The sequence below is a fragment of the Leisingera sp. genome, assembly GCF_982940295.1.
Genome location: NZ_CEYXRG010000026.1, coordinates 36,593 through 58,346 on the forward strand (window position 1 = coordinate 36,593; position 21,754 = coordinate 58,346).

The window sequence follows — 21,754 nt, forward strand, 5'->3', positions numbered from 1 at the left end:
ATTTGCGCAGCGCCGGGCCCAACGGGAGGAGCCTGTTCGCAGAACAGGCTGTCGACGGGCGGGAGACCATCCTGCCCTAGAAGGGCAAACGGCCCGCGGTTTCAGGCGTCTCCGGCGAAGATCAAATTAACGCTTCCATTATTTAACGATAATGTTAATAATTGGAGCATGACTCCGCTTCTGAAATCTTTTGCCGCCCTGTCGGACGAAACCCGCCTGTCGATTGTCGACCAGCTGATCACCCAGGGCGAGCTGCCCGCGGGCGATCTGGCGCCGGGGGCGGGCATTTCGGCGCCGGCCATCTCGCGCCACCTGAAGGTACTGCGCGAGGCCGGGCTGGTGCGCCAGCGCGCTGACGGTACCCGGCGGCTCTATTCTGCCCGGCCCGAGGGCCTCAGGATGATTGCCGAGTGGACCCAATCCCGCAAAGCGTTCTGGGACGGCAGCCTGGACCGTCTGCAGGCGGCTTTGATGGAGGACGGCACCTGATGGAGAAAACGGCATGAGCGACCTGCAGCTGCAACGGATCTTCCCGGTCAGCCCGGAGAAGCTGTTCGATTGGGTGACCACTCCGGACAAGCTGCTGAAATGGTGGGGACCGGAGGGAGTCAGCATTCCAGAGCATGACTTGGACCTCAGCCGCACCGGCCCGTGGTATTCGGTCATGCAGAACAGCGACGGGCAGCGGTTCCATGTTTCCGGCCAGGTGACCCATGTGGATGTGCCGAAATCCGTCGGCTTCACCTGGGCCTGGCACGAGGAGGACGGCAGCCGCGGCGCCGAGAGCCATGTGACCTTCACCATCGCGGCCGCCGGGGATGGCGCCATGCTGCTAGTCGATCACCGGGATCTAAGCGACGATGAGATTGCCGTACGCCATGAAGAAGGCTGGACCTCGACCCTGCGCAAGCTGGAGGCTCAGCTGACCGCAATCACCTGACGCACATTTCATCGCAACCAAGGGAGAAGACCAATGCCAGAGTTCATTTTTGTCTACCACGGCGGCAAGACCCCGGAGAGCGAGGAGGAAGGCGCCAAGGTGATGGAGGCCTGGAAGAGCTGGATGGGCTCGATGGGCGATGCGCTGAAAGTGCCGGGCGCGCCGGTGGGCATGTCCAAGACCGTCAGCGCCGGCGGCGTGGCGGACAATGGCGGTGCAAATCCGGTCTCGGGCTATTCGGTTGTGCAGGCGTCCAGCCAGGACGCGGCCTGCGAGATGGCCAAGGGCTGCCCGATGGTGGCAGACGGCAGCGGCTCTGTCGAAGTCGCCGAGATCATCGAGATGGAGATGTAAGGAAACGCCCCGGTGCAGAGCCGGGGCGTTTGATTCCGGAACAGCAACTCCGCCGCCTTCCTTTTAAAACAGCAGCTCCGCTGCCGGGCGGATGGACCCGCATTCCAGCCCGCGGCGGCTGTAGAGTGTCTTGTTCATGTATTTACGGGTTTCCGGGTGCTCTGCCTCCAGCACGCCAAGGCTGACCATCAGCGCCGCAATGGCGCATTCGCTGGCGCGGGTGGTGCCATCTGTGATCTTCAACGCGACGCCCAGCTTCTGTTCCGGCAGAATGGCGATGAACACCGCCTCGGCGCCAGTCTTGATCGCGACCTTGCCGCCCATCGCGCGCATCAGGTTGGTGCAGCAGCGGGTTTCGCCAGCCACCAGTTCCGGATGCGCGGTCATTGCTGCGACCAGCTGCTGCGCCGCCTCGGACGCGCGGTCGGAGCGGTCCGCGGCGCTGGAAAACCAGGCCATGGAACGGGCCAGGCCCGTGACAGTGGTGGCAAAGTTCGGTGCCGAGCAGCCGTCGATGCCATAGCCGGGGCTGTCCTGGCCGGTGGTTTCCTCAAACGCGGCAAGACAGGCCTGCTGCACCGGGTGATCCACCTCGATGTATTCCGCACCTGCGCCCAGGTACTGCGTCAGGGTCAGGAAGCCCGCGTGCTTGCCGGAGCAGTTGTTGTGCACCTGGCAGGGGCTGCTGTCGGACTTGATCAGCTCGTTGCGGGCGGGAATGTCATCCGGCAGCTGCGGGCCGCAGCGGAAATCGTCGTCCGTAAGCCCCAGTTGATCGAGCCAGCTGTTCACCCGGTCCGTGTGGATGTGCGCGCCGTTGTGAGAAGCGCAGGCCAGCGCCAGCTGCTCGGACGTGAGGCCATAGCGCGCGGCGGCGCCGGAAGTGATCAGCGGCAGCGCCTGGATCATCTTGGCGGAGCTGCGCGGATAGATCACCGCATCGGGGTCGCCCCAGCTGCGCACCACCTGGCCTGACGCATCGCAAATGACGGCATGGCCCAGGTGCAGGCTTTCCAGCAGCGGGCCGCGCCAGACTTCGGCCATGGGCACAGGTTTCGGCATGATGTCTCCCCTCATGTTTTGTTGGCGAAATCCTGCCAAAACGCACTTTCGCCCGTGGTGCTTGTTACGTTAGTGTGGTTGTGTAGCGCAAGCGAGGGGATCGGGACCAGACAGCGGATGAAACGCTGCGGGCCCTTTGCTTGGTTTTGAGGTATAGAGAACAGTCTTGGAGTCGGGACAAATGGCATTGAAACTCGCCCGCGTGGCTGCGGGCCTGTGTCTGGCAGCATTGGCAAGCACCGCATCTGCGCAGGAAACTTCGAAGAACCGCGTCGCCGCCAAGGTCGACTGGAGCGTGTTCGAAGGCGATAACCCTAGCGAGTGCTGGGGTGTCTCGGCACCGAAGGAAACGGTGAACACCCGCGACGGCCGTGTGGTGGCGGTGCGCCGCAGCGAGATCCAGCTGTTTGTCACCTTCCGCGAGAATGCCACCCCCAAGGGTGAAGTGAGCTTTACCGGCGGCTATCCGTTTGCGCCGGGCTCCACCGTCAACATGGCGATCGGCGACTCTGAGTTCGAACTGTTCACCGAGGGCGAATGGGCCTGGCCCGCGACCCCTGCGGATGACGCCAAGATAATCACTGCGATGAAGCGCGGCGCCGATGCGGTGCTGACCGCACGTTCGGCCCGCGGCACCCAGACCAAGGACACCTTCTCGCTGTTGGGCTTCACCGCAGCGGTTGAAGACGCCGAGAAACGCTGCAGCAAGTAACCCTTGCCCGCACGGTATCCCTGCAAACCCCGGCCCGCGCCGGGGTTTTCTTGTTTGCAAGCCGTGAGGGGCGTAGCATGGGAAGCAGGAGGTGCTTGCCATGCCTAAGTTTGCCATTCTCCCGTTCACTTGCCTTGCAGTTGCGCTGCTTGCCCTGCCCGCCCATGCCAATCCGGCGCTGGAATGCGGCGACGGCAGCCAGGAGGAAGTCGGCTCCTGCGTCGCCGACGACGAAGAGGGGGTGGAAGCGGCGCTCTTCAACGCGCTGGAAGCCGCAATGGTCGCGGCCGCGGAGCGCGACAACATCAATGGCGGGACCGCGGTCGAGGCTGCGCTTATGCAAAGCCAGACCGCCTGGGAGGCGTTCCGGACTGCCCATTGCGCCTTTGCCGGCGAAGCCCATGACGTGCGCGAGGACGCCGGGATTGCAACCCGGGCCTGCTGGACCACCCTGGGCCGGGCACGGGTAGCGGAGCTGGTGCGCTTCGCCAGATAAGCACGGCCTGGCAAAGCGCCGGAAAAACTTGTTCCGAGGATTCCTTTTGATCTTCGGTCAGAATCCTATATAGAGCCGCATCCGCCCATCAGCATCGAGTTCGAAAGCCATGACCGCCAGCGCGCCGATCACCCAAGACGTATTGACCCTGCCCCGCAAGGATCCCGAGGGCGGCAAGATCAATCTTGTCGGCCTGACCCGCGAGCGGATGCGCGAGGTGCTGATCGAACACGGCACGCCGGAGAAGCAGGCCAAGATGCGGGTCGGCCAGATCTGGCAGTGGATCTACCAGTGGGGCAAGCGCGACTTTGCCGAGATGACCAACCTCGCCAAAGCGTACCGCGCGCAGCTGGCGGAAACGTTTGAAATCCGCGTCCCGGAAGTGGTGAGCAAGCAGGTGTCCACGGATGGCACCCGCAAGTATCTGGTGCGCATTGCCGGCGGGCATGAGGTTGAGGTGGTCTATATCCCCGAGGATGACCGCGGCACCCTGTGCATCTCCTCCCAGGTCGGCTGCACGCTGACCTGCTCCTTCTGCCACACCGGCACCCAGAAGCTGGTGCGCAACCTGACCCCCGCGGAGATTGTCGGCCAGGTGATGATGGCGCGCGACGATCTGGATGAATGGCCGGTGCCGGGCGCACCGAAGGAAGAAACCCGGCTGCTGTCCAACATCGTGCTGATGGGCATGGGCGAGCCGCTTTATAACTTCGAAAACGTCCGCGACGCGATGAAGATTGCGATGGACCCGGAAGGCATCTCGCTGAGCCGCCGCCGGATCACCCTGTCGACTTCCGGCGTGGTGCCGGAAATTGCCCGTACGGCACAGGAAATCGGCTGCCTGCTGGCAATTTCCTTCCATGCCACCACCAACGAAACCCGCGACGTTCTGGTGCCGATCAACAAGCGCTGGAACATCGACGAGCTGCTGCAGGCGCTGGCGGATTATCCCAAGGCGTCAAACTCGGAGCGGATCACTTTTGAGTACGTGATGCTGGACGGGGTGAACGACTCGGATGAGGACGCGAACCGCCTGATCGACCATATCAAGCGCTATAACATCCCGGCCAAAATCAACCTGATTCCATTCAACGAATGGCCGGGCAGCCCCTACAAGCGATCCTCGAACAACCGGATCCGGGCTTTTGCCAATATCGTTTATCAGGCAGGTTACGCTTCACCGATCCGCAAGACCCGCGGCGATGACATCATGGCGGCGTGCGGCCAGCTGAAATCGGCGACAGAACGCGCCCGCAAGAGCCGCAAGCAGATCGAGGCTGAAGCCGGGATGAAATGACCCCGGCCCGGGCCCCCGCGCGGCAGGGGCCCGGGCTGCATCAGGTGAAAAGAAAGTGGTCTTCGGTGAGCGTGCCGGTGAACCCGGTAAGCTCGATCTCGATGTAACCGTAATAGCTGATCTGCGTGCTGCCGCCGCTTTGAGTGATCACCAGATCGCTGAACTCGTCCACGGCGGTGTTGGAAAACTCGATCCTGTCGGCGCCCCGCCCAAAGTCTGTAATCACTTCCTGTTCGTAGTAATCAGCCGATACAAACACAAAAGTGTCGGCGTGCTTGCCACCGGTCAGCTGGTCCGATCCGTCGCCACCGATCAGGCGGTCCCGGCCCCTGCCGCCGATGAGCGCATCATCACCACTCCCCCCTGAGAGCGTATCCCGGCCGCCGCCGCCGACTAGCTTGTCCGCTTCGTTTGTGCTGCCGGAATAGACCCCGTCATCCATGCCGCCGATCAGGACGTCGGAGTCCTTGCCGCCGATCAGCGTATCCTCGCCGTAGCCGCCGGTAAGGGTGTCCAGACCGGTGCCGCCGACCAGCTTGTCATCTGCCTCGCGGCCAATCAGCGTGTCATTTCCGCCGCGGCCCAAAATCTTGGTATTCTGGCCAACTGCCAATACGGTTTCAGCGGCAGCGCTGGTGTCGATCACGACCTTGCCGCTGGACTTAACCTGCACGCTCCACTCTGCCACGTCCGCGCTGCTGCCGTAGATATGCTGCAGCGCCTGCAGGTCAAAGGTGCCCAGCTCTGTCACGTTGTACCCGGCATAAGTGTAGGTCATCACGGTGTTTTCCTGAGTGTCCAGGTGACCTGCCAGGGTGGGGTCGCCGTCATGCGGATGCTTCAACCCAAGCGCATGGCCGATTTCGTGCAGAACAGTCTCATAGCCGTAGGATCCAGGCATCATGTTGCTGCTTTGAATCGCCAGGCGGCCCTCGTTTGTTGAGTAGCTGCTGGCCCAGGGCAGATCCGCCCACCCTGCCGCCGAACCGCCATCATAGCCGAAGACATTGATCATGGCGGGGCCGTCTGTCTCGGCGAAGATCACACCGGACGCTTCCTCGAACTCCGCCAGGGCCCGGCGGAAGTAGTCCCGCTGCTCGCTGTTAAACGACCAATACCTGGACGCCCCGTAAGGGTCGCTGCCTGCGTCACCCAAATCACTGCTGCTGGTGAAGCTGTAGGTTACAACAGTATTGGTTCCCAGGCCTGTCACGCTGTTCCAGCGGAAATTGCTGTTGGACGTGTACGCCAGTAGCGCCGTGTAGTCTGTAACTTCGGTCATCAAGCCTCTCCACTGTTCCACCGCCGGCAACTTTTTGTTTGTAATTGTGGCCAGGATTGGCCCGCTTCCGGGCGAAATCCGTTCCTTCCGGCAGTGTTCACTTTAGTTTGCACAACCGCGGCTGCATTTCAGTGAAAATCACACGCTGTGCTGCCACCCGGAACTGCGGAACAAGGGCGGCCACCCGCTGGCGAGATGCTGCCGCAAGCTCTCTGTTGCCGGAAAGCACCAGTCAGCTGCCGCCCAATTTTTTCCCCAGACCGGCTCGAATTCCGCCATTTGCCGGGGACAGTTTCCAAATCATGGACAAATGTTTTGAAAGGTAATCTTCTTATGGCACCGGCAGACAAACAGGCCCCGCCCGTTGACCCCAGCGTTCTGGAACTGATCCGCAGCGAGCGGCAAAAGGCGCTCAGCCCGCGGGAGTGGAAATTCCGCCTGCGCGGCTATGGATATGCTGTGAAAACCGTGGAAGGGACCCCGGTTCTCACCCGGCTGACCACCGGCGACGAAATCGGCACGCTGCCGCCGGAACTGGCCTGAGCCCAGCAGCAGCAAAGGTCACCAAGTGCGCTCAGCGCTCACGCCCGGGAAGGGTATCGCGCGGCGGCGCGGGCTCCCAATTGTCGATAATCTGCACCGCTTCCTGCGCGGTGTCGACAACACGGAACAGGTCCAGATCCTGATCCGAAATGGTGCCGGCATCAGCCAGCGCCTCCCAGTTGATTATCCTGTCCCAGAATTCCTTGCCGAACAGCAGGAAGGGCACCCGTTCCATCCGGCCCGTCTGGATCAGGGTCAGGCTCTCGAACAGCTCATCCAATGTGCCAAAGCCGCCCGGGAACACGCTGATCGCCCGCGCCCGCATCAGGAAGTGCATCTTGCGGATCGCGAAATAGTGGAAGTTGAAGCTGAGGTCCGGCGTCACATAGCCGTTGGGCGCCTGCTCATGCGGCAGCACGATCGACAGGCCGATGGACTGGCCGCCCGCGTCCTGCGCGCCGCGGTTGCCGGCTTCCATGACACCGGGGCCGCCGCCTGTCACCACGACATTCTGCCGGCCGCCGCTGCTCTTTGACTTTTCCGTCATCAGACGGGCGAATTCACGCGCCTCATCATAGAAATGCGACAGATCGGCCAGCGTCTGGGTGCGCGCCTGATCCTTGTGTTCCGGGTCCGGGATGCGGGCGCCGCCGAACATCACGATGGTGCTTTCGATGCCGCGTTCGTTCAGCATCAGCTCCGGTTTCAGCAGCTCCAGCTGCAGACGCACCGGGCGCAGTTCCTCGCGGTACATGAAATCCTGGTCGGCAAAAGCCAGACGGTAGGCTGGCGACCGTGTCTGCGGCGTGGCGGGCACATGCTCAGCCCTGTTCCGGTCGGTATGGGCATCGCTGAAACGGCTGTGGCGGTCTTCGGTCATGGGTAATCCAGGTAAAAATAACAGGACCTTCTTTGTAACCCTCCTTGACCGTTAGCGCCAATCAAGAATGCATCAGAACGTGCCGTTCCGCTTGCACCCGGATCCGGGGCGGCTAAGGTTCCGGCGCAGCAGGCAGGAGGGCAGCGCATGGACTGGCAGAGGGAAATCACCGCAGCGGCAGAGCGCATCCGCCCCCATGTGCAGCGCACCCCGGTGATGCAGACGCAGGGCTTCGGGCTGCCGTTTCCGGTGGAGCTGAAGCTGGAGCACATGCAGCACACCGGCAGCTTCAAGGCCCGCGGTGCCTTCAACACTCTGCTGAGCCAGGAAGTGCCCGCCGCGGGGCTGGTCGCGGCCTCGGGCGGCAATCACGGTGCCGCCGCGGCCTATGCCGCGCACCAGCTGGGCCATAAGGCACGGATCTATGTGCCGGAGATGGCAGGACCCGCCAAGATTTCCCTGATCGAGCGCACCGGTGCCGACCTGCAGGTGGTGCCCGGCGCCTATGCCAACGCGCTGGAACAGGCGCAGGCTTACGAACAGGAAACCGGCGCCATGCAGGTCCACGCCTATGACGCGCCCGCCACTGTAGCGGGCCAGGGCACCTGCTTTGCCGAATGGCAGGCCCAGGGGCTAGAGGCCGATACACTGCTGATCGCCGTCGGCGGCGGCGGGCTGATCGGCGGCGCCCTGGCCTGGTTCCAGGGCGCCCGGAAGATCGTGGCGGTGGAGCCGGAAACCTCCTGCGCGCTGAACGCGGCGCTGGCGGCCGGGCAGCCTGTCGACGTGGAGGTCTCTGGCGTTGCGGCCAACGCCTTGGGCGCCAAGCGCATCGGCAGCATCTGTTTTGAGCTGGCGGCAACGCAGGGCATCACCTCTCTGACTGTGCCGGACAGCGCCATTACCGAAGCCCAGACGGCGCTCTGGCGCGAGCGGCGGATCCTGGTCGAACCTGCCGGCGCAACGGCGCTGGCGGCGCTGATGTGCGGCGCCTACCGGCCGGCACCGGGCGAGCGGGTGGCGGTGCTGATCTGCGGCGGCAACATCGCCCCGGATCCGCTGGGATAATCCTTGCGGGCCGAGAGCCGCCCCGGTATCGCCATTACATGTCTGCAACCATTGCCGATACGATATACCAGGCGTTGAGCGAGCGCATCATCACCGGCAGCCTGCCTGCCGGGGAAAAGCTGCGCCAGGACCATATCGCCCGCGAGTTCGAGGCCAGCCACGTGCCGGTGCGCGAGGCGCTCTTGCGGCTGGAGGCGCATGGGCTGGCCAAATCCGAACCCCGCCGCGGCACCCGCGTCAGCGCGCTGGACCCGTCGGAGATCCGCGAAGTGATCGAGATGCGGGTGGCGCTGGAGGTGCTGGCCCTCACCCACGCCTTCGCCCGCCTGACTGCTGAGGATATCGAGGCCGCCGAGGCCGCCCGGCTGGCCTGCGACGCGGCAGAGGACATGGCCAGCTGGGAACGCCTGAACCGCGCGTTTCACCGGGTGATCCTAGCGCCGTGTGCGATGCCGCGGCTGCTGGCCTCGATCGACGATCTGCATACCGCCGCCGCCCGTCATCTGTTCGCCAACTGGCAGCACCAGTGGACCCGCCGGGTGGACGCCGACCACGCCGCCATCGTCCAGGCCATGGCCCGGCGCGACCCCGCCGCCGCCTGCGAAATCCTGCGCCGCCACCTGCGCCGGGTGCGCTGACCGGCTGGAACCCGGCAAAACGCCGTCAGGGGCGGCAATTTGGACGCAATCCGGACATGACCTGCAGGCAGATTGCCGCTATGAAGCTGCGACTCAAACCGATGCCGGAGGAACCCCCATGTCCAACGCCCAGCTGGAAGCAGCGATCGAAGCCGCCTGGGAGGCGCGCGACACCATCACCCCCGCCACCACCGGCGAACAGCGTGAAGCCATCGAAGACACCCTGAATGCGCTCGATTCAGGCAAACTGCGGGTAGCCGAGAAGCTGGAGAGCGGCGACTGGCATGTGAACCAGTGGGCCAAGAAGGCGGTGCTGCTGGGCTTCCGCATCAAGGACATGGAAATCCACGAAGGCGGCCCGCAGGCCGGCGGCTGGTGGGACAAGGTCGACAGCAAATTTGCCGGCTGGGGCGAAGCAGACTGGAAATCCGCAGGCTTCCGCGCGGTGCCCAACTGCGTCGTCCGCAAATCCGCCTACATCGCGCCCGGCGCGGTGCTGATGCCCTCCTTCGTGAACCTCGGCGCCTACGTCGATGAGGGCACCATGGTTGACACCTGGGCCACCGTTGGCTCCTGCGCGCAGATCGGCAAGAACGTGCACCTGTCGGGCGGCGTCGGCATCGGCGGCGTGCTGGAACCGATGCAGGCTGGCCCCACCATCATTGAGGACAACTGCTTCATCGGCGCCCGTTCCGAAGTGGTCGAAGGCTGCATCGTGCGCGAAGGCTCGGTTCTGGGCATGGGCGTGTTCATCGGCAAATCGACCAAGATCGTCGACCGCGAGACCGGCGAAGTGATGTACGGCGAAGTGCCGCCCTACTCCGTGGTTGTGGCGGGCTCTATGCCATCGAAAAACAACATCAGCCTCTACTGCGCGGTGATCGTGAAGCGCGTCGATGAGAAGACCCGTTCCAAGACCGGTATCAACGAACTGCTGCGCGACTGATCTGTGCCGCACTTCCGAACGACAGGAACGCGCCCTATCCGGGGCGCGTTTTTTTATTGGGGCTTTGCCCCAAACCCCAGGATATTTTTAGCCAGATGAAGACTGGATCCTCTATTCATCTGGCCTGGAAATATCCCGGGGTGAGGCCGCCAGGCCGAGGGGCAGCGCCCCTCCTGTGCAAAACCCTTGCCGCGCAATAAGCCTGCCGCTAATAGTATTACATCTACACATAAGAGGGTCATATGCAGACCATATTTGCCCAGCGCGCCCGCTTGCCCGAGAGGTGGGCAGAAAACATCCGGCTCACGGTTGAGGCCGGACGGATCTCCTCCCTGGAAACCGGTGCCACGCCGCAGGCAGGCGATAGGCGGGCGGACGTGCTGCTGCCATCGCTGGGCAATCTGCATTCCCACAGCTTCCAGCGCGCCATGGCCGGGATGACCGAGTACCGAGCAGCCGGCAAGGACAGCTTCTGGACCTGGCGCGAGCTGATGTACCGCTTCATGGACCGCATCACTCCGGAACAGTACGAGTCCATCGCGGCGCTGGTGTTCATGGAGATGCTGGAAGCCGGTTATGCTTCAGTCGGGGAGTTCCATTATGTCCACCACCAGCCGGGCGGCGCGCATTTCGCATCGATGACTGAGCTCAGCGAGCGGGTGTTTGCCGCTGCCAGCCAGACCGGCATCGGCCTCACCCATCTGCCGGTGCTGTACACCTATGGCGGGGCTGGGAAACAGGCTCTGAATGGGGGGCAGCAGCGGTTTGGCAATTCGGTTGCGGAATTCTCCGAGCTCGTCACCCGCGCCCGGGACATTGCCGCACGGGACTTGCCCGAGGATGCCAGCGTTGGCATCGCGCCGCATTCGCTGCGCGCCACCTGTCCCGAGGATCTGGCCGAAGTGCTGCGGATCCAGAACGGGCTGCCGGTGCATATCCACATCGCCGAACAGCCCAAGGAAGTTGCGGATATCAGCGATTGGCTGGGGGCGCGGCCGGTCGAATGGCTGCTGGAAAACGCCGCCGTGGATGGCAAATGGTGCCTGATCCACGCCACCCATATGACCAGTGCCGAGACCCTCGGCATGGCCCGCTCCGGCGCCGTTGCGGGCCTCTGCCCGATCACCGAGGCCAACCTGGGCGACGGGCCGTTCAACGGGGTGGAATACTTGGAACACAAGGGTGCTTTCGGGGTCGGATCAGACTCTAACGTGCGGATTTCGCTGCCGGAAGAGCTGCGGACGCTGGAGTATTCCCAGCGCCTGCGCGACCTGGCGCGCAACGTGCTGGTGCCGGGCGAGGGCTCGGTTGGCGAGACGCTGTACCTGGGCGCGGCCAAAGGCGGGGCGCAGGCCCTGGGGCGCGATGCCGGGCGGATCGAGGAAGGCGCGCTGGCGGATCTGGTGGCGATCGACAGCGGCGCGCCCGCTCTTTGCGCGTTGAAGCCGGAACAGCTGCTGGACGGCCTCTGCTTTGCGGCAGGTGATGAAACCGTCACGGACGTCTGGAGCGCTGGCCGTCATGTCGTGCAGCAGGGCCGCCACATCGCGCGGGACAGCGTGGTTGCAGGCTACAAGACCGCGGTCAAAGAGCTGCTGAACAGTCTCTAAACAGGCAGAAACCGCACCTGGATAACAGCGCCGCCGCCGGTGACCACCGCGCCGGCGGCGCTCTCAGTCACGATGCCCTCTCCGGGGCCAAGACGGTCTGTGCCTGCCATGTCCAGGTTGCCGGAGACCACGAACAGCACTTGCCGGCTCTCCGCATCCGGAACCGGGCCCTCCGCCAGAACTCTGGGCTCTGCCGTCACTTGTGCCGGGTCGTAGATCACGTTGAACGCCCTGCAGGGCCCGTCGCGCAAGCGGCAGTCCAAATCCGCTCCGCCATCGAAGCTCAGCGGCTCCAGCGGCCGGGCCTCCAGCCGAGTGCGGCCGTTCGACAGGGTGTGACCGGCGCCTTCGACAATGCAATGGATACGGGCGAGGCCCGGAAAGGCGGAAAACGGGCCGCTTTGGGCAATATCCGCGAGGCTCAACCGCCAGACCATCCGGCCGCCTTCATTATGCACGGCCAGTTCGCGGGTCACGCCGCCGCCGTTCTTCCACGGCACGGCCCGGGCAGTGAGAGCGGAGATGCGCATCGGGCTGTCCTTTTGCCATTCGGATAAGCCCAGCCATAAAGCGGAGAGGTGAAATACCGCAAGCCTTCCGTTTCCCGCTATCCCGTCCGCGCTATTTGATTGACCGCCCCCCTGCCCCGGCGCTATGGCGGCGGCATGGAAAAGAAGAAACCCTCCCGCCAGCAAGTCTATACCCTGCTTGTCCAGATCGGCCGCAAGGACGGGGACGGCCTGCCCGACGGTGCCACCGGTGCGGCGCTGATGATCTATGCCTCCGGCGTGGACGAGGCCGAGGCGGTGCGGGAAACCGTGGCGATCCTGAAACAGGCCGATACCGCGCCCCTGGATGTCACCGGATACGGCACGCTGGAAGAGCGCGAGGCCGAAGGCCACGAGATCGGCGATGAGGAACGTGATCTGATGCAGCGGGCGCTGGAGGAAAACGCGGTGATCGTTGCGCAGATGACCCCGTTCTTTGACGGCGAGGAGCCGGTATTTCACTAACGGCAGGCCTCAGTTCTGGCTGCCGAACCATTTGCGGTAAAGGGCGTCGTAGCTGCCGTCCTCCTGCATCGCCAGCAGTGCCTGGTTGACCTCCTCCACCAGCGGCGAGCCGGCCGGGAACACAAGGCCGTAGTTTTCGCGCAGGAAGGGCTGGCCGATGGTCTCGCCAAAGCGGTGGCCGCCCTGCTGGACGTAGTAATTCAGCACCGGCGCATCGAAGACCACCGCCGTCACATCGCCGCGCTCGAACCCTGCCAGCATGTCCTCCAGCCCGGCATAGGCGGAGTAGTCGATCTCGCGCCGGTTCAGGAACCCGGCGGCAGTGGAGCCTTCGATGGTGCCCACGGACTTGCCGTATAGATCGTTCACCGAATTGACCGAGCCGCTGATCGCCTCCACCGTCATTACCGCGGTGATCTTGGCGACAAAGACCGAGACGATGAACAGCGAAGACACCACCAGCACCACGCCGAACATGCGGCCCACGGGCGTGCGCGGCACACGTTCCTCAAAGCCGCCGTTCACCACCAGGTTCAGCGCCCACCAGAAGGAGGGAAACCACGCCTCTTTCAAGGGGCGGTCGAAATAGGGCTGGGCACGGCGCTCGAAGGCCCACATCACCATGCCGCCGCCGAACAGCAGCAGGAAGGCGATGCCGATAGCCGCGGCCAGGTCCCAGGACAGAAGCGCCCGCAGCAGCGACGGCTGGCGGATTTCATCGGCCTGCACCATGATCTGAAGGCCGCTTTCAAAGATCGGATGGCTGAAGTCCATCACCACTTCGCGCGAGGCGGTGATCGAGATATTGGCGGCGGCCAGATCGGCCTCGCCGCTACGAACGCCGCCCAGCATATCCGCGAAGCTGTCCGTACGGTTGATGCGGTACTCCCAATCCTGCCGTTCGGCCAGGACCTTGAGAAGCTCCAGCGAAAAACCGGTGTCGCGCCCCTCCTCCACCATCGAAAACGGCGGCCGGGTGACGGTATTCACCGTAAGGACCTGCGCAGACAGCAGTTGCCCCCACAGCAGGAAAATGGCAGCGGTGATCAGGCGGAGGTACAGCACGGGAACGCTCGGATGGGCCTCTTGGAAGGTTTTAACGTCCTTAGGCGGTTCGCCTTTTTCACGCAAGCGCCTTGGCGCGAACGGTCTAAAGGGTGTTGCACAGGCGTACAGGCACAGCAGTGCGGCCTGCTTGCGCCGGGACCTAGCGGACGCGCCGGTTAGTTAAACCCCTGCACGACCGCAGCTTAAGCGCCGTGCCCGTTGGCGCTGGCGTGAATTGCACCGCCTGCCGATCCGCGCTAGGCGTGTGGCCAACCGACCTTCAGGAGCCATACGATGCCGCAGACCGATCCCGCCCGCCTGACCGCCGATCTGATCCGCTGCCCTTCGGTCACGCCGGCAGAAGGCGGCGCGCTGGTGCTGCTGGAAAACCTGCTGAGCAGCGCCGGATTTGAGTGCACCCGCACCGACCGCGGAGACGTCTCCAACCTGTTCGCCCGCTGGGGCGCCAAGGGGCACGCCAAGACCTTCGGCTTCAACGGCCATACCGATGTGGTGCCCTTGGGCGATGAAGCCGCCTGGACCATGCCGCCCTTTGGCGCGGAGGAGAAAGACGGCTTCATGTACGGCCGCGGTGCCACCGACATGAAATCGGGGGTAGCCGCCTTTGCCGCTGCCGCCATTGATTTCGTCAAGGAAACGCCGCCGGACGGGTCCATCATCCTCACCATCACCGGCGACGAGGAAGGCGATGCGGTGGACGGCACCACCGCGCTGCTGGACTACATGGAGCGCGAAGGCGAGCAGATGTCGGTTTGCCTGGTGGGCGAACCCACCTGCCCCAACGAGATGGGCGAGATGATCAAGATCGGCCGCCGCGGATCGCTCACCGCCTGGTTCACGGTGACCGGTGTGCAGGGCCACTCCGCCTATCCGCACCGCGCCAACAACCCGCTGAACGCAATGGCTCGCCTGATGGACCGGCTGGCCAGCCATGAGCTGGACCAGGGCACCGAGCATTTCGACGCCTCCACCCTGGCCGTCGTCACCATCGACACCGGCAATACCGCCACCAACGTGATCCCGGCACAAAGCCGCGCCACCGTGAACATCCGGTTCAACGACGCCCATTCCGGCGCCAGCCTGACGGATTGGCTGCAGGATGAGGCGGACAAGGTCGCCGCGGAGTTCGGGCTGGAGGTCGGGATGAAGGTGAAGATCTCCGGCGAGAGCTTCATCACACCGCCCGGCGCGCTGTCGGATCTGGTCGCACAAGCGGTGGAGGCGGAGACGGGCCGCAAGCCGGAACTGTCCACCACCGGCGGCACCTCGGATGCGCGGTTCGTGAAAAACCACTGCCCGGTGGTGGAATTCGGCCTGGTCGGCAAGACGATGCATCAGGTGGACGAGCGGGTCGAGGTCACGCAGATTCATCAGCTGAAGACCATCTATGCCCGCATCCTGCAGGACTATTTCGCCAAGGCGTGACTTCACGTGAAACGCACCCTGGTGATCATGGTCAAGGAGCCGCGGCCGGGACGGGTGAAGACCCGCTTGGGCCGGGATATCGGCGTGATCCCGGCCACCTGGTGGTTCCGCCATCAATCCGCCCGGCTGATCCGGCGTCTGCACGACCCGCGCTGGCAGATCGTTCTCGCGGTGGCCCCGGACCGTGCTGTGAACTCAAGGGTCTGGCCCGCTGACATGCCCCGCTTGCCGCAAGGCAGCGGCGACCTTGGGCAGCGGATGAAGCGGATGCTCATAACAGCTTCAGGTATTCAACCGTCTGGCCCGGCCGCAGGCCGGGCCGCGCCCGACCCTCCCCCTGGGAGAGCGCTTACGCACCCGCCCAAGGTCAGGCGCGCCCCTATGCATGTCAGCTCCCCCGTCTGCCTGATCGGTGCCGATATCCCCGGCATCACCCGCGCCCATATCGCCCGCGCCTTTGCCGCGCTTGGCGGTCATGACGCGGTCTTTGGCCCCGCAGATGACGGCGGCTACTGGCTGGTGGGCGCCAAACATCCCGCTCGTCTGCCCCATGGCCTGTTCGGCAATGTCCGCTGGTCCACTGAACACGCGCTGGCCGACACGCTGCGGACCCTGCCCGGCTGGCGCATCGCTCTGACCGATACCCTGCGCGACGTTGACACCGGCGCCGATCTGCCGCCGCGCTGACCGCACCGCACGCTTTTCATCATGACGCCGCCCCGCCGCCGTGCTACGCGAAGGTATGAGCCGTATTCCCTCCAAGGCCGAAATCCTCGACTGGATCTCCGCCAACCCGACCCATACCTCCAAACGCGACATCGCCAAGGCCTTTGGCATCAAGGGCGCGGACCGCATCGACCTCAAGCGCATCCTCAAGGAGCTGGAGGCGGAAGGGCATTTGCAGAAGCGCAAGAAAACCTACCGCGACCCGGACCAGCTGCCCCCAGTGACGGTGCTGCAGGTGAAGGCGCCGAACGAGGATGGCGACCTGTACGGCCGCCCGCTGGAATGGCATGGCGAGGGCGTGGAGCCGATCATTCTGATTCTGCCCAAGGCCTCCGACCCGGCTCTGGGCGAAGGCGACAAGATCCTGGTGAAGCTGCAAGCGGTGCCGGATCAGGACCACAACTATGAAGCCCGGCTGATCCGCCGGATTGGAACCAACGCAAAACGGGTGCTGGGAATCTTCCGCGCAGGGTCCGAGGGCGGGCGGATCGTGCCGATCGACAAGGCCGCATCATCCGAATGGATGGTGGCCCCGGATGCCATCAATGGCGCCAAGGACGGCGAGCTGGTCGAGGCGGAACAGGCCGGCCCCAAGGGCCGCCTGGGCCTGCCACGCGCCCGCATCGTGGAACGGCTGGGTGACCCCGCCGCACCCAAGGCGGTGTCGCTGATCGCCATTCATCAGCATGGTATTCCAGACCATTTCCCCGACAAGGTGATGGCAGAGGCCGACGCGGCCAAGCCGATGGGCCTGAAAGGGCGCGAGGACCTGCGCGATCTGCCGCTGGTCACCATCGACCCGGCGGACGCGCGCGACCATGACGACGCCTGCTATGCCCATGCCGATGACGATCCCAAGAACCCGGGCGGCCATGTGATCTGGGTGGCGATTGCCGATGTTGCGGCCTATGTGCGCCCGGGCTCAGCGCTCGACCGCGAGGCGCGCAAGCGCGGCAACTCCAGTTATTTCCCAGACCGGGTGGTGCCGATGCTGCCGGACCGGCTGTCGGGCGATCTGTGCTCCTTGCACGAAGGGGTGCCGCGCGCCTGTATTGCCGTGCGGATGCAGGTGGATGCCGAGGGCAACAAGCTGTCGCACAAGTTCGTGCGCGGGCTGATGCGCTCCGTCGCCTCGCTGAATTACGCCGAGGTGCAGGAGGCGCAGGACGGCAGCCCGAACGACAAGACCGCACCGCTGCTGGACGATGTGATCAAGCCGCTGTTTGCCGCATATAAGGCTCTAACAAAGGCAAGAGCCGCGCGCGAGCCGCTGGATCTGGACCTGCCGGAACGCAAGATCGTGCTGGATGACGACGGCCACGTCACCTCGGTCGCCTTCCGCGACCGGCTGGATGCGCACAAGCTGATTGAGGAGTTCATGATCCTCGCCAATGTTGCCGCTGCCGAGACGCTGATCCAGAAACGCTCGCCGCTGCTGTTCCGGGTGCATGAGGAACCGGCGCCCGAGAAGCTGGAGGCGCTGCGGGAAACCGCGCGTGCGGCGGGCCTCAACCTGGCCAAGGGGCAGGTGCTGCAGACCCGGCATCTGAATGCGCTGCTCAATCACGCGGCGGGCACGGATGATGCCGAGCTGATCAACATCTCCACCCTGCGGTCGATGCAGCAGGCCTACTACAACCCGGAGAACTTCGGCCACTTCGGCCTGGCGCTGCGCAACTACGCGCATTTCACCTCGCCGATCCGCCGTTATGCCGACCTGATCGTGCACCGCTCGCTGGTGTCGGCGCATGGCTGGGGCAATGACGGTCTGACGGAGGAGGAGATCGAGCGGCTGGAAGAGACCGCCAATCATATCTCCGACACCGAACGGCGCTCGATGATTGCGGAGCGGGACACCACCGACCGCTACCTGGCCTCCTACCTCAGTGAGCGGGTTGGCAATGAGTTCGAGGGCCGGATCAGCGGCATCGCCCGCTTTGGTGCCTTTGTAAAGCTGGATGAGACCGGCGCGGACGGTCTGGTTCCGGTACGCTCGATCGGGCGGGAATTCTTTCATTTCGACCCGCAGGCCGGCACGCTGACCGGGTCTGACACCGGTTTGACCATTGCGATCGGCCAGCGGGTGACAGTACGGCTGACCCAGGCCGCGCCGGTGACCGGCGGGCTGGAGCTGGAACTGCTAGCGCTGGAGGATGCGCCGATGCCATCCGGAGGCGGTCAGCGCGGCCGCCGCAGCCCGGCAGGCCGGATGGTGAAACGCAAGGCGGCCAAATCCAAGCTCAAGGCCGCCAAGGTCAAGCGCAAGGTGGAACGCAAGCGGCGGAAATGAGCGGCTGTCCCCACGGGGACAGCTTTCCACTTTGTCAGGCCGGCACCTGTAGCGGCGGGCGGATGCGGTAGGTCAGCGCCCGCTTGATCAGCCAGCCGTGGCGGATCGGCTCCACCTCCTGCGGATCATTGAACAGAACCGCGCGGGTGCCCTCGAACCGGTCCCAGGCTGGGAAGGCCGCAGCGAATTCCGGGATCAGCCGGCTTTGGCAATGCACAAACAGGGCAAAGCGCGCGCCCTTGGGTATGCCTAGCCGGATCGTGGATCCGGTCTTGCTTTCCGGCGTGAGGTAGGAGGGCTGGCCCCAGCGCAACGCCTCCTCGATCCGTCCTGCCTCTGGCGTTTGCGCGGCAGTGTCAAAGATCAACCGCCGCAGCGCCAGCAGGCCTGCGCGGGCCTGCCGGTCCGGCACATCAAATGCGGCCTCGATGTCCGGGCTGGCAAAGGGCGGGATCATGGCAGCGGCACCGTTTCAAACACCCGGTTAACATAAGGCTTGAGCACCGCGTCGTCGAGAATGCGGGAGACCAGCGCTGTGCGGACCGGGGTTGTCCCCATCGCCTGCAGCATGGAAGCGACGCTGAAATCGGCGCTGGAGATCTGCGGTCCAAACAGGAAATCCTGCCCCTTCAGCAATGCGGCGATGGCCTGCAGGTCCTGATCCACACGCTGGTTCCGTTCCTCATCGCTGAACCGCGCAGTACCCTGGAACACCAGCCCTTTGTGCACCGAGCGGCGGATGGCGCCGGTGACCGGGCGGCGGATCAGGGCGGGGATTTCATGGAAATACTTGTCGCGGATCGTGGGCCAGACCGCGTCATTGTCCCAGCGGTCGCGCACCACGTGGAAATAGAGCGTGTCCTCCGCCATCCGGATCAGCATTTGGGCCTGCGCCCGGTCCCGCGCGCCGAGGGCAGAGTCGAAGTCGGTGCCCTGCTGCTCCAGCCAGGCGCGGATGGCGCTGCTGTCCGGCACCAGCCCGCCGGGGGTGCGCAGCACCGGCAGCTTGCGGTGCGGCATCCCGCGCGGGTCGTTCAGGTCTTCGCGGGTCCAGCTTTGGCCGGAAAAGGCCAGTAATAGAGCCGCTTTGACGCAAAACGGGCTGAGGCTGAAGACGGCGCCGTTGCGGGGGTAGGTCAGTAGGGTCAGCATGGGAGCCTCCTGTCGTTTCGGGTTGCAGGCAGCCTAGATCCGCATGGTGACAAAAACTGTCATCAGGCGTAGACAGAATAGGCTATGTCCCGCACCCACCGCCTCTTCCAGCTGATGCAGGCCCTGCGCCTGGGGCCCGGCCCGCACACCGCGGCGGAGCTGGGCCGCGACCTGGGCGTCTCGGCCCGCAGCATCCACCGCGACATTGCCACCCTGCGCGAGATGGGAGCGGTGATCGATGGCGAGGCGGGCTATGGCTTTACCCTGGTCGAGGACAATGCGCTGCCGCCGATGGGATTCCGCGACACTGAGCTTGAGGCGCTGGTGCTGGGCCTGCGCGAAGTCGAGCTGATCGGCGATCCTGAACTGGCCACCGCGGCCTCGGAAGCATTGCGCAAGCTGCAGGCGCGGCTGCCGCCCCGGCAGGCGCACCGGCTGCGCCATGCGGTGCTGGCGCCCTACCGGTTCGAGCGCCCCGTGCCGCCGGCAATTTCGGCGCAGGACCTGCGGCAGGCAGCCTGGGACGAGGTGGAGGTACGCTTTGGCTATACCGACGGCTATGGCGCGGTGACAGAGCGGCAGGTGAAACCGCTGAGCGTGGTCTATTTCGACCGCTCCACCGTGCTGATTGCCTGGTGCGGATTGCGCGACGCAGTGCGGGTGTTCCGGCTGGACCGGATGCGGGAGCTGGAAGTGACGGAGCAAAGCTTCCGCCCGCACCGGGTGCCGATGCTGCGGGACGCCTTGGAGCAAATGCGGGAGGAGCGGCAGGCGGCAGCCCGCACATGCAAGGAGTGACCTCTTTACCCGGGCTCCGCCGCCGCTAGACTGATGTGGAGCAGTGTATAAAGAGGTGCATCATGCGCAGATGGGTTGCAGCGTCCCTGGTGGCAGGCGGGGCCATGGCGGCAGAGGCCGCTCCGGATAATTCCCTGAGGCCCACCCAGCGGCCGGAAGCGGTCAAGCTGGAGGGACAGGATGGAAGTTTTCAGCTGGCGTCGGCGGCCACGGCCATGAGACCCGCAGCGCGTCCAGCTGCCCTGAAGCAAGTGGAGCCGGAACCGGCTGCGGCAGAGCTGAATTTCCAGGGCTGGATCCAGGGGTTCCGGGACCGCGCCCTGGCCCAAGGCATCACCGCGCCGGTGCTGGACAGCGCCTTTGCCGGGGTCAGCTATGACCCGGAGGTGATCCGGCGCGACCGTAACCAATCGGAGTTCACCAAGACGATCTGGGAGTACCTGGACAGCGCGGCCTCGGAGCTGCGGGTGAAGAACGGCAAGGCGGCGGTGCGGGAGCACCAGGCGCGGCTTGAGCAGATCGAAGCCAAATACGGCGTCGAGAAAGAGATCGTGGTGGCGGTCTGGGGGCTGGAAAGCAGCTATGGCACCTTCCGCGGCAAGATGGACGTGATCCGCTCGCTGGCAACCCTGGCATTTGACGGGCGGCGCGGGGCGTTCTTTGAAGGTCAGCTGGTTGCAGCGCTGAAGATCCTGCAGGCGGGCGATGTTGCCGCGCGCAAGATGACCGGCAGCTGGGCCGGGGCCATGGGGCACACCCAGTTCATCCCGACCTCCTATCTGGATTACGCGGTGGACTTCACTGGTGATGGCAAGCGCGACATCTGGTCGGACAATCCGGCCGACGCTCTGGCCTCGACCGCGGCTTACCTCAAGCAGTTTGGCTGGGTGAAAGGCCAGCCCTGGGGGGTGGAAGTGACCCTGCCCAAGGGGTTTGACTACACGCTGGCCGACCGCGACATCGAAAGGCTGCCTTCGGAATGGGCGGCCCTTGGCATCAAGGGGCTGGACGGGCGCGCGGTGCGCGATCACGGTAAGGCTTCGATCCTGCTGCCGGCGGGCAGCGCGGGGGCGGCCTTCATGATCTTCCGGAACTTTGCCGTGCTGGAGCGCTACAACACCGCGGACGCCTATGTGATCGGGGTCGGGCATCTGGCCGACCGGATCAGTGGCGGCGCGCCGATCCAGAGCAGCTGGCCGCGCAGCGACCGGGCGCTGACCCGGGCGGAGCGGGAGGAACTGCAGCAGCGGCTGACCGCAGCCGGGTTCGATACCGAGGGGGTCGACGGCCGGATCGGGCCCAAGACGATCGGCGCGGTGCGCGCTTATCAGGTGGCCAGCGGGCTGACACCGGATGGGTATGCCTCGCCCCGGCTGTTGCGGCGGCTGCGGTAAAGAAGACGCGGGGGGGGGGGGGGGGGGGGGGGGGGGGGGGGGGGGGGGGGGGGGGGGGGG

Annotated in this window: 24 protein-coding genes; 17 read left to right on the forward strand and 7 right to left on the reverse strand. The window is 64.8% G+C overall.

Annotated features, from left to right (window positions below; genetic code table 11):
• Nucleotides 1-168 precede the first annotated feature (168 nt).
• From AC4HIX_RS18670 to AC4HIX_RS18680, 3 genes are read left to right on the forward strand one after another with little or no spacing between them, the layout of a single operon-like run.
• Complete coding sequence (locus tag AC4HIX_RS18670; protein WP_475048887.1) at nucleotides 169-489, forward strand: ArsR/SmtB family transcription factor; 321 nt, start codon at nucleotides 169-171, stop codon at nucleotides 487-489.
• Nucleotides 490-502: 13 nt separating this feature from the next.
• Nucleotides 503-940 carry an SRPBCC family protein gene (locus tag AC4HIX_RS18675; protein WP_490400080.1) on the forward strand — a complete coding sequence of 146 codons (438 nt, stop codon included), beginning with the start codon at nucleotides 503-505 and terminating at the stop codon, nucleotides 938-940.
• Between the two features lie 33 nt (nucleotides 941-973).
• Nucleotides 974-1,294: a YciI family protein gene (locus AC4HIX_RS18680; protein WP_475048882.1), complete on the forward strand. Its 321-nt coding sequence runs from the start codon at nucleotides 974-976 to the stop codon at nucleotides 1,292-1,294.
• A 63-nt stretch (nucleotides 1,295-1,357) separates the two neighbouring features.
• Here AC4HIX_RS18680 and AC4HIX_RS18685 read toward each other — a convergent pair whose 3' ends face one another.
• The gene (locus tag AC4HIX_RS18685) at nucleotides 1,358-2,356 is read right to left on the reverse strand and encodes an asparaginase (protein ID WP_490400081.1); all 999 of its coding nucleotides are present in this window, start codon (nucleotides 2,354-2,356) and stop codon (nucleotides 1,358-1,360) included.
• Between the two features lie 181 nt (nucleotides 2,357-2,537).
• Between AC4HIX_RS18685 and AC4HIX_RS18690 the strand changes: the two genes are divergently transcribed.
• The 3 genes from AC4HIX_RS18690 (at nucleotide 2,538) to rlmN (ending at nucleotide 4,861) form a co-directional block, all read left to right on the forward strand.
• A complete protein-coding gene (locus AC4HIX_RS18690; RefSeq protein ID WP_490400082.1) occupies nucleotides 2,538-3,068 on the forward strand; it encodes an invasion associated locus B family protein in 531 nt (176 codons plus the stop codon).
• A 100-nt stretch (nucleotides 3,069-3,168) separates the two neighbouring features.
• Nucleotides 3,169-3,564, forward strand: coding sequence for a lysozyme inhibitor LprI family protein (locus tag AC4HIX_RS18695; protein ID WP_475048874.1), 396 nt, complete (start codon nucleotides 3,169-3,171; stop codon nucleotides 3,562-3,564).
• Between the two features lie 109 nt (nucleotides 3,565-3,673).
• Nucleotides 3,674-4,861 carry a dual-specificity RNA methyltransferase RlmN gene (gene rlmN / locus AC4HIX_RS18700; RefSeq protein ID WP_490400083.1) on the forward strand — a complete coding sequence of 396 codons (1,188 nt, stop codon included), beginning with the start codon at nucleotides 3,674-3,676 and terminating at the stop codon, nucleotides 4,859-4,861.
• A 40-nt stretch (nucleotides 4,862-4,901) separates the two neighbouring features.
• Here the strand turns inward: rlmN and AC4HIX_RS18705 are convergent, their stop codons facing one another.
• Nucleotides 4,902-6,143 carry a zinc-dependent metalloprotease family protein gene (locus AC4HIX_RS18705; RefSeq protein ID WP_490400084.1) on the reverse strand — a complete coding sequence of 414 codons (1,242 nt, stop codon included), beginning with the start codon at nucleotides 6,141-6,143 and terminating at the stop codon, nucleotides 4,902-4,904.
• Between the two features lie 333 nt (nucleotides 6,144-6,476).
• On the opposite strand from AC4HIX_RS18705, the gene AC4HIX_RS18710 reads away from it, so the two are divergent.
• Nucleotides 6,477-6,686 carry a hypothetical protein gene (locus tag AC4HIX_RS18710; RefSeq protein ID WP_490400085.1) on the forward strand — a complete coding sequence of 70 codons (210 nt, stop codon included), beginning with the start codon at nucleotides 6,477-6,479 and terminating at the stop codon, nucleotides 6,684-6,686.
• 31 nt (nucleotides 6,687-6,717) lie between these two features.
• On the opposite strand, the gene AC4HIX_RS18715 is transcribed toward AC4HIX_RS18710, so the two are convergent.
• Nucleotides 6,718-7,566: an LOG family protein gene (locus tag AC4HIX_RS18715; protein ID WP_490400086.1), complete on the reverse strand. Its 849-nt coding sequence runs from the start codon at nucleotides 7,564-7,566 to the stop codon at nucleotides 6,718-6,720.
• A gap of 147 nt (nucleotides 7,567-7,713) precedes the next feature.
• Here AC4HIX_RS18715 and AC4HIX_RS18720 point away from each other — a divergent pair, with 147 nt between their 5' ends.
• From AC4HIX_RS18720 to AC4HIX_RS18735, 4 genes are all read left to right on the forward strand, one after another.
• Nucleotides 7,714-8,634: a threonine/serine dehydratase gene (locus tag AC4HIX_RS18720; RefSeq protein ID WP_490400087.1), complete on the forward strand. Its 921-nt coding sequence runs from the start codon at nucleotides 7,714-7,716 to the stop codon at nucleotides 8,632-8,634.
• A gap of 38 nt (nucleotides 8,635-8,672) precedes the next feature.
• Entirely contained in the window at nucleotides 8,673-9,272 is a 600-nt protein-coding gene (locus AC4HIX_RS18725) for a GntR family transcriptional regulator (protein ID WP_490400088.1), read from the forward strand.
• 118 nt (nucleotides 9,273-9,390) lie between these two features.
• A complete protein-coding gene (gene dapD / locus AC4HIX_RS18730) occupies nucleotides 9,391-10,218 on the forward strand; it encodes a 2,3,4,5-tetrahydropyridine-2,6-dicarboxylate N-succinyltransferase (protein WP_421052987.1) in 828 nt (275 codons plus the stop codon).
• Between the two features lie 242 nt (nucleotides 10,219-10,460).
• Nucleotides 10,461-11,828 (forward strand): formimidoylglutamate deiminase, encoded by a 1,368-nt coding sequence (locus AC4HIX_RS18735; protein WP_490400089.1) that lies wholly within the window; start codon nucleotides 10,461-10,463, stop codon nucleotides 11,826-11,828.
• Here AC4HIX_RS18735 and AC4HIX_RS18740 read toward each other — a convergent pair.
• Entirely contained in the window at nucleotides 11,825-12,358 is a 534-nt protein-coding gene (locus AC4HIX_RS18740; protein WP_490400090.1) for a HutD/Ves family protein, read from the reverse strand. The genes AC4HIX_RS18735 and AC4HIX_RS18740 overlap by 4 nt on opposite strands.
• A gap of 135 nt (nucleotides 12,359-12,493) precedes the next feature.
• On the opposite strand from AC4HIX_RS18740, the gene AC4HIX_RS18745 reads away from it, so the two are divergent.
• Nucleotides 12,494-12,841 carry a DUF8846 family protein gene (locus AC4HIX_RS18745; protein WP_222504199.1) on the forward strand — a complete coding sequence of 116 codons (348 nt, stop codon included), beginning with the start codon at nucleotides 12,494-12,496 and terminating at the stop codon, nucleotides 12,839-12,841.
• A 9-nt stretch (nucleotides 12,842-12,850) separates the two neighbouring features.
• Here the strand turns inward: AC4HIX_RS18745 and AC4HIX_RS18750 are convergent, their stop codons facing one another.
• Entirely contained in the window at nucleotides 12,851-13,906 is a 1,056-nt protein-coding gene (locus AC4HIX_RS18750) for a transporter substrate-binding domain-containing protein (RefSeq protein ID WP_490400091.1), read from the reverse strand.
• A gap of 276 nt (nucleotides 13,907-14,182) precedes the next feature.
• On the opposite strand from AC4HIX_RS18750, the gene dapE reads away from it, so the two are divergent.
• The 3 genes from dapE to rnr are packed head-to-tail and all read left to right on the forward strand — an operon-like array spanning nucleotide 14,183 to nucleotide 18,350.
• Entirely contained in the window at nucleotides 14,183-15,334 is a 1,152-nt protein-coding gene (gene dapE / locus AC4HIX_RS18755) for a succinyl-diaminopimelate desuccinylase (RefSeq protein ID WP_490400092.1), read from the forward strand.
• Nucleotides 15,335-15,340: 6 nt separating this feature from the next.
• Nucleotides 15,341-16,021 (forward strand): TIGR04282 family arsenosugar biosynthesis glycosyltransferase, encoded by a 681-nt coding sequence (locus AC4HIX_RS18760; RefSeq protein WP_490400093.1) that lies wholly within the window; start codon nucleotides 15,341-15,343, stop codon nucleotides 16,019-16,021.
• 55 nt (nucleotides 16,022-16,076) lie between these two features.
• A complete protein-coding gene (gene rnr / locus AC4HIX_RS18765; protein ID WP_490400094.1) occupies nucleotides 16,077-18,350 on the forward strand; it encodes a ribonuclease R in 2,274 nt (757 codons plus the stop codon).
• A gap of 34 nt (nucleotides 18,351-18,384) precedes the next feature.
• Here the strand turns inward: rnr and AC4HIX_RS18770 are convergent, their stop codons facing one another.
• Together AC4HIX_RS18770 and AC4HIX_RS18775 are read right to left on the reverse strand one after the other, a co-directional pair.
• Nucleotides 18,385-18,807, reverse strand: a complete 423-nt coding sequence (locus tag AC4HIX_RS18770; RefSeq protein WP_490400095.1) for a DUF1801 domain-containing protein — start codon at nucleotides 18,805-18,807, stop codon at nucleotides 18,385-18,387.
• Complete coding sequence (locus tag AC4HIX_RS18775) at nucleotides 18,804-19,502, reverse strand: glutathione S-transferase family protein (RefSeq protein WP_490400096.1); 699 nt, start codon at nucleotides 19,500-19,502, stop codon at nucleotides 18,804-18,806. Before AC4HIX_RS18775 ends, AC4HIX_RS18770 begins: the two co-directional genes overlap by 4 nt.
• Nucleotides 19,503-19,586: 84 nt before the next feature.
• Here AC4HIX_RS18775 and AC4HIX_RS18780 point away from each other — a divergent pair, with 84 nt between their 5' ends.
• Nucleotides 19,587-20,300 carry a helix-turn-helix transcriptional regulator gene (locus AC4HIX_RS18780; RefSeq protein ID WP_490400097.1) on the forward strand — a complete coding sequence of 238 codons (714 nt, stop codon included), beginning with the start codon at nucleotides 19,587-19,589 and terminating at the stop codon, nucleotides 20,298-20,300.
• Between the two features lie 62 nt (nucleotides 20,301-20,362).
• Nucleotides 20,363-21,694: a lytic murein transglycosylase gene (locus AC4HIX_RS18785; protein WP_490400098.1), complete on the forward strand. Its 1,332-nt coding sequence runs from the start codon at nucleotides 20,363-20,365 to the stop codon at nucleotides 21,692-21,694.
• The last annotated feature ends 60 nt before the right edge of the window (nucleotides 21,695-21,754 follow it).

Excerpts from the sequence above, each read along its gene's own strand:
- AC4HIX_RS18670 (WP_475048887.1), top strand. The coding sequence starts at position 169 with ATGACTCCGCTTCTGAAATCTTTTGCCGCCCTGTCGGACGAAACCCGC.
- AC4HIX_RS18675 (WP_490400080.1), top strand. The coding sequence starts at position 503 with ATGAGCGACCTGCAGCTGCAACGGATCTTCCCGGTCAGCCCGGAGAAG.
- AC4HIX_RS18680 (WP_475048882.1), top strand. The coding sequence starts at position 974 with ATGCCAGAGTTCATTTTTGTCTACCACGGCGGCAAGACCCCGGAGAGC.
- AC4HIX_RS18685 (WP_490400081.1), bottom strand. The coding sequence starts at position 2,356 with ATGCCGAAACCTGTGCCCATGGCCGAAGTCTGGCGCGGCCCGCTGCTG.
- AC4HIX_RS18690 (WP_490400082.1), top strand. The coding sequence starts at position 2,538 with ATGGCATTGAAACTCGCCCGCGTGGCTGCGGGCCTGTGTCTGGCAGCA.
- AC4HIX_RS18695 (WP_475048874.1), top strand. The coding sequence starts at position 3,169 with ATGCCTAAGTTTGCCATTCTCCCGTTCACTTGCCTTGCAGTTGCGCTG.
- rlmN (WP_490400083.1), top strand. The coding sequence starts at position 3,674 with ATGACCGCCAGCGCGCCGATCACCCAAGACGTATTGACCCTGCCCCGC.
- AC4HIX_RS18705 (WP_490400084.1), bottom strand. The coding sequence starts at position 6,143 with ATGACCGAAGTTACAGACTACACGGCGCTACTGGCGTACACGTCCAAC.
- AC4HIX_RS18710 (WP_490400085.1), top strand. The coding sequence starts at position 6,477 with ATGGCACCGGCAGACAAACAGGCCCCGCCCGTTGACCCCAGCGTTCTG.
- AC4HIX_RS18715 (WP_490400086.1), bottom strand. The coding sequence starts at position 7,566 with ATGACCGAAGACCGCCACAGCCGTTTCAGCGATGCCCATACCGACCGG.
- AC4HIX_RS18720 (WP_490400087.1), top strand. The coding sequence starts at position 7,714 with ATGGACTGGCAGAGGGAAATCACCGCAGCGGCAGAGCGCATCCGCCCC.
- AC4HIX_RS18725 (WP_490400088.1), top strand. The coding sequence starts at position 8,673 with ATGTCTGCAACCATTGCCGATACGATATACCAGGCGTTGAGCGAGCGC.
- dapD (WP_421052987.1), top strand. The coding sequence starts at position 9,391 with ATGTCCAACGCCCAGCTGGAAGCAGCGATCGAAGCCGCCTGGGAGGCG.
- AC4HIX_RS18735 (WP_490400089.1), top strand. The coding sequence starts at position 10,461 with ATGCAGACCATATTTGCCCAGCGCGCCCGCTTGCCCGAGAGGTGGGCA.
- AC4HIX_RS18740 (WP_490400090.1), bottom strand. The coding sequence starts at position 12,358 with ATGCGCATCTCCGCTCTCACTGCCCGGGCCGTGCCGTGGAAGAACGGC.
- AC4HIX_RS18745 (WP_222504199.1), top strand. The coding sequence starts at position 12,494 with ATGGAAAAGAAGAAACCCTCCCGCCAGCAAGTCTATACCCTGCTTGTC.
- dapE (WP_490400092.1), top strand. The coding sequence starts at position 14,183 with ATGCCGCAGACCGATCCCGCCCGCCTGACCGCCGATCTGATCCGCTGC.
- rnr (WP_490400094.1), top strand. The coding sequence starts at position 16,077 with ATGAGCCGTATTCCCTCCAAGGCCGAAATCCTCGACTGGATCTCCGCC.
- AC4HIX_RS18770 (WP_490400095.1), bottom strand. The coding sequence starts at position 18,807 with ATGATCCCGCCCTTTGCCAGCCCGGACATCGAGGCCGCATTTGATGTG.
- AC4HIX_RS18775 (WP_490400096.1), bottom strand. The coding sequence starts at position 19,502 with ATGCTGACCCTACTGACCTACCCCCGCAACGGCGCCGTCTTCAGCCTC.
- AC4HIX_RS18780 (WP_490400097.1), top strand. The coding sequence starts at position 19,587 with ATGTCCCGCACCCACCGCCTCTTCCAGCTGATGCAGGCCCTGCGCCTG.
- AC4HIX_RS18785 (WP_490400098.1), top strand. The coding sequence starts at position 20,363 with ATGCGCAGATGGGTTGCAGCGTCCCTGGTGGCAGGCGGGGCCATGGCG.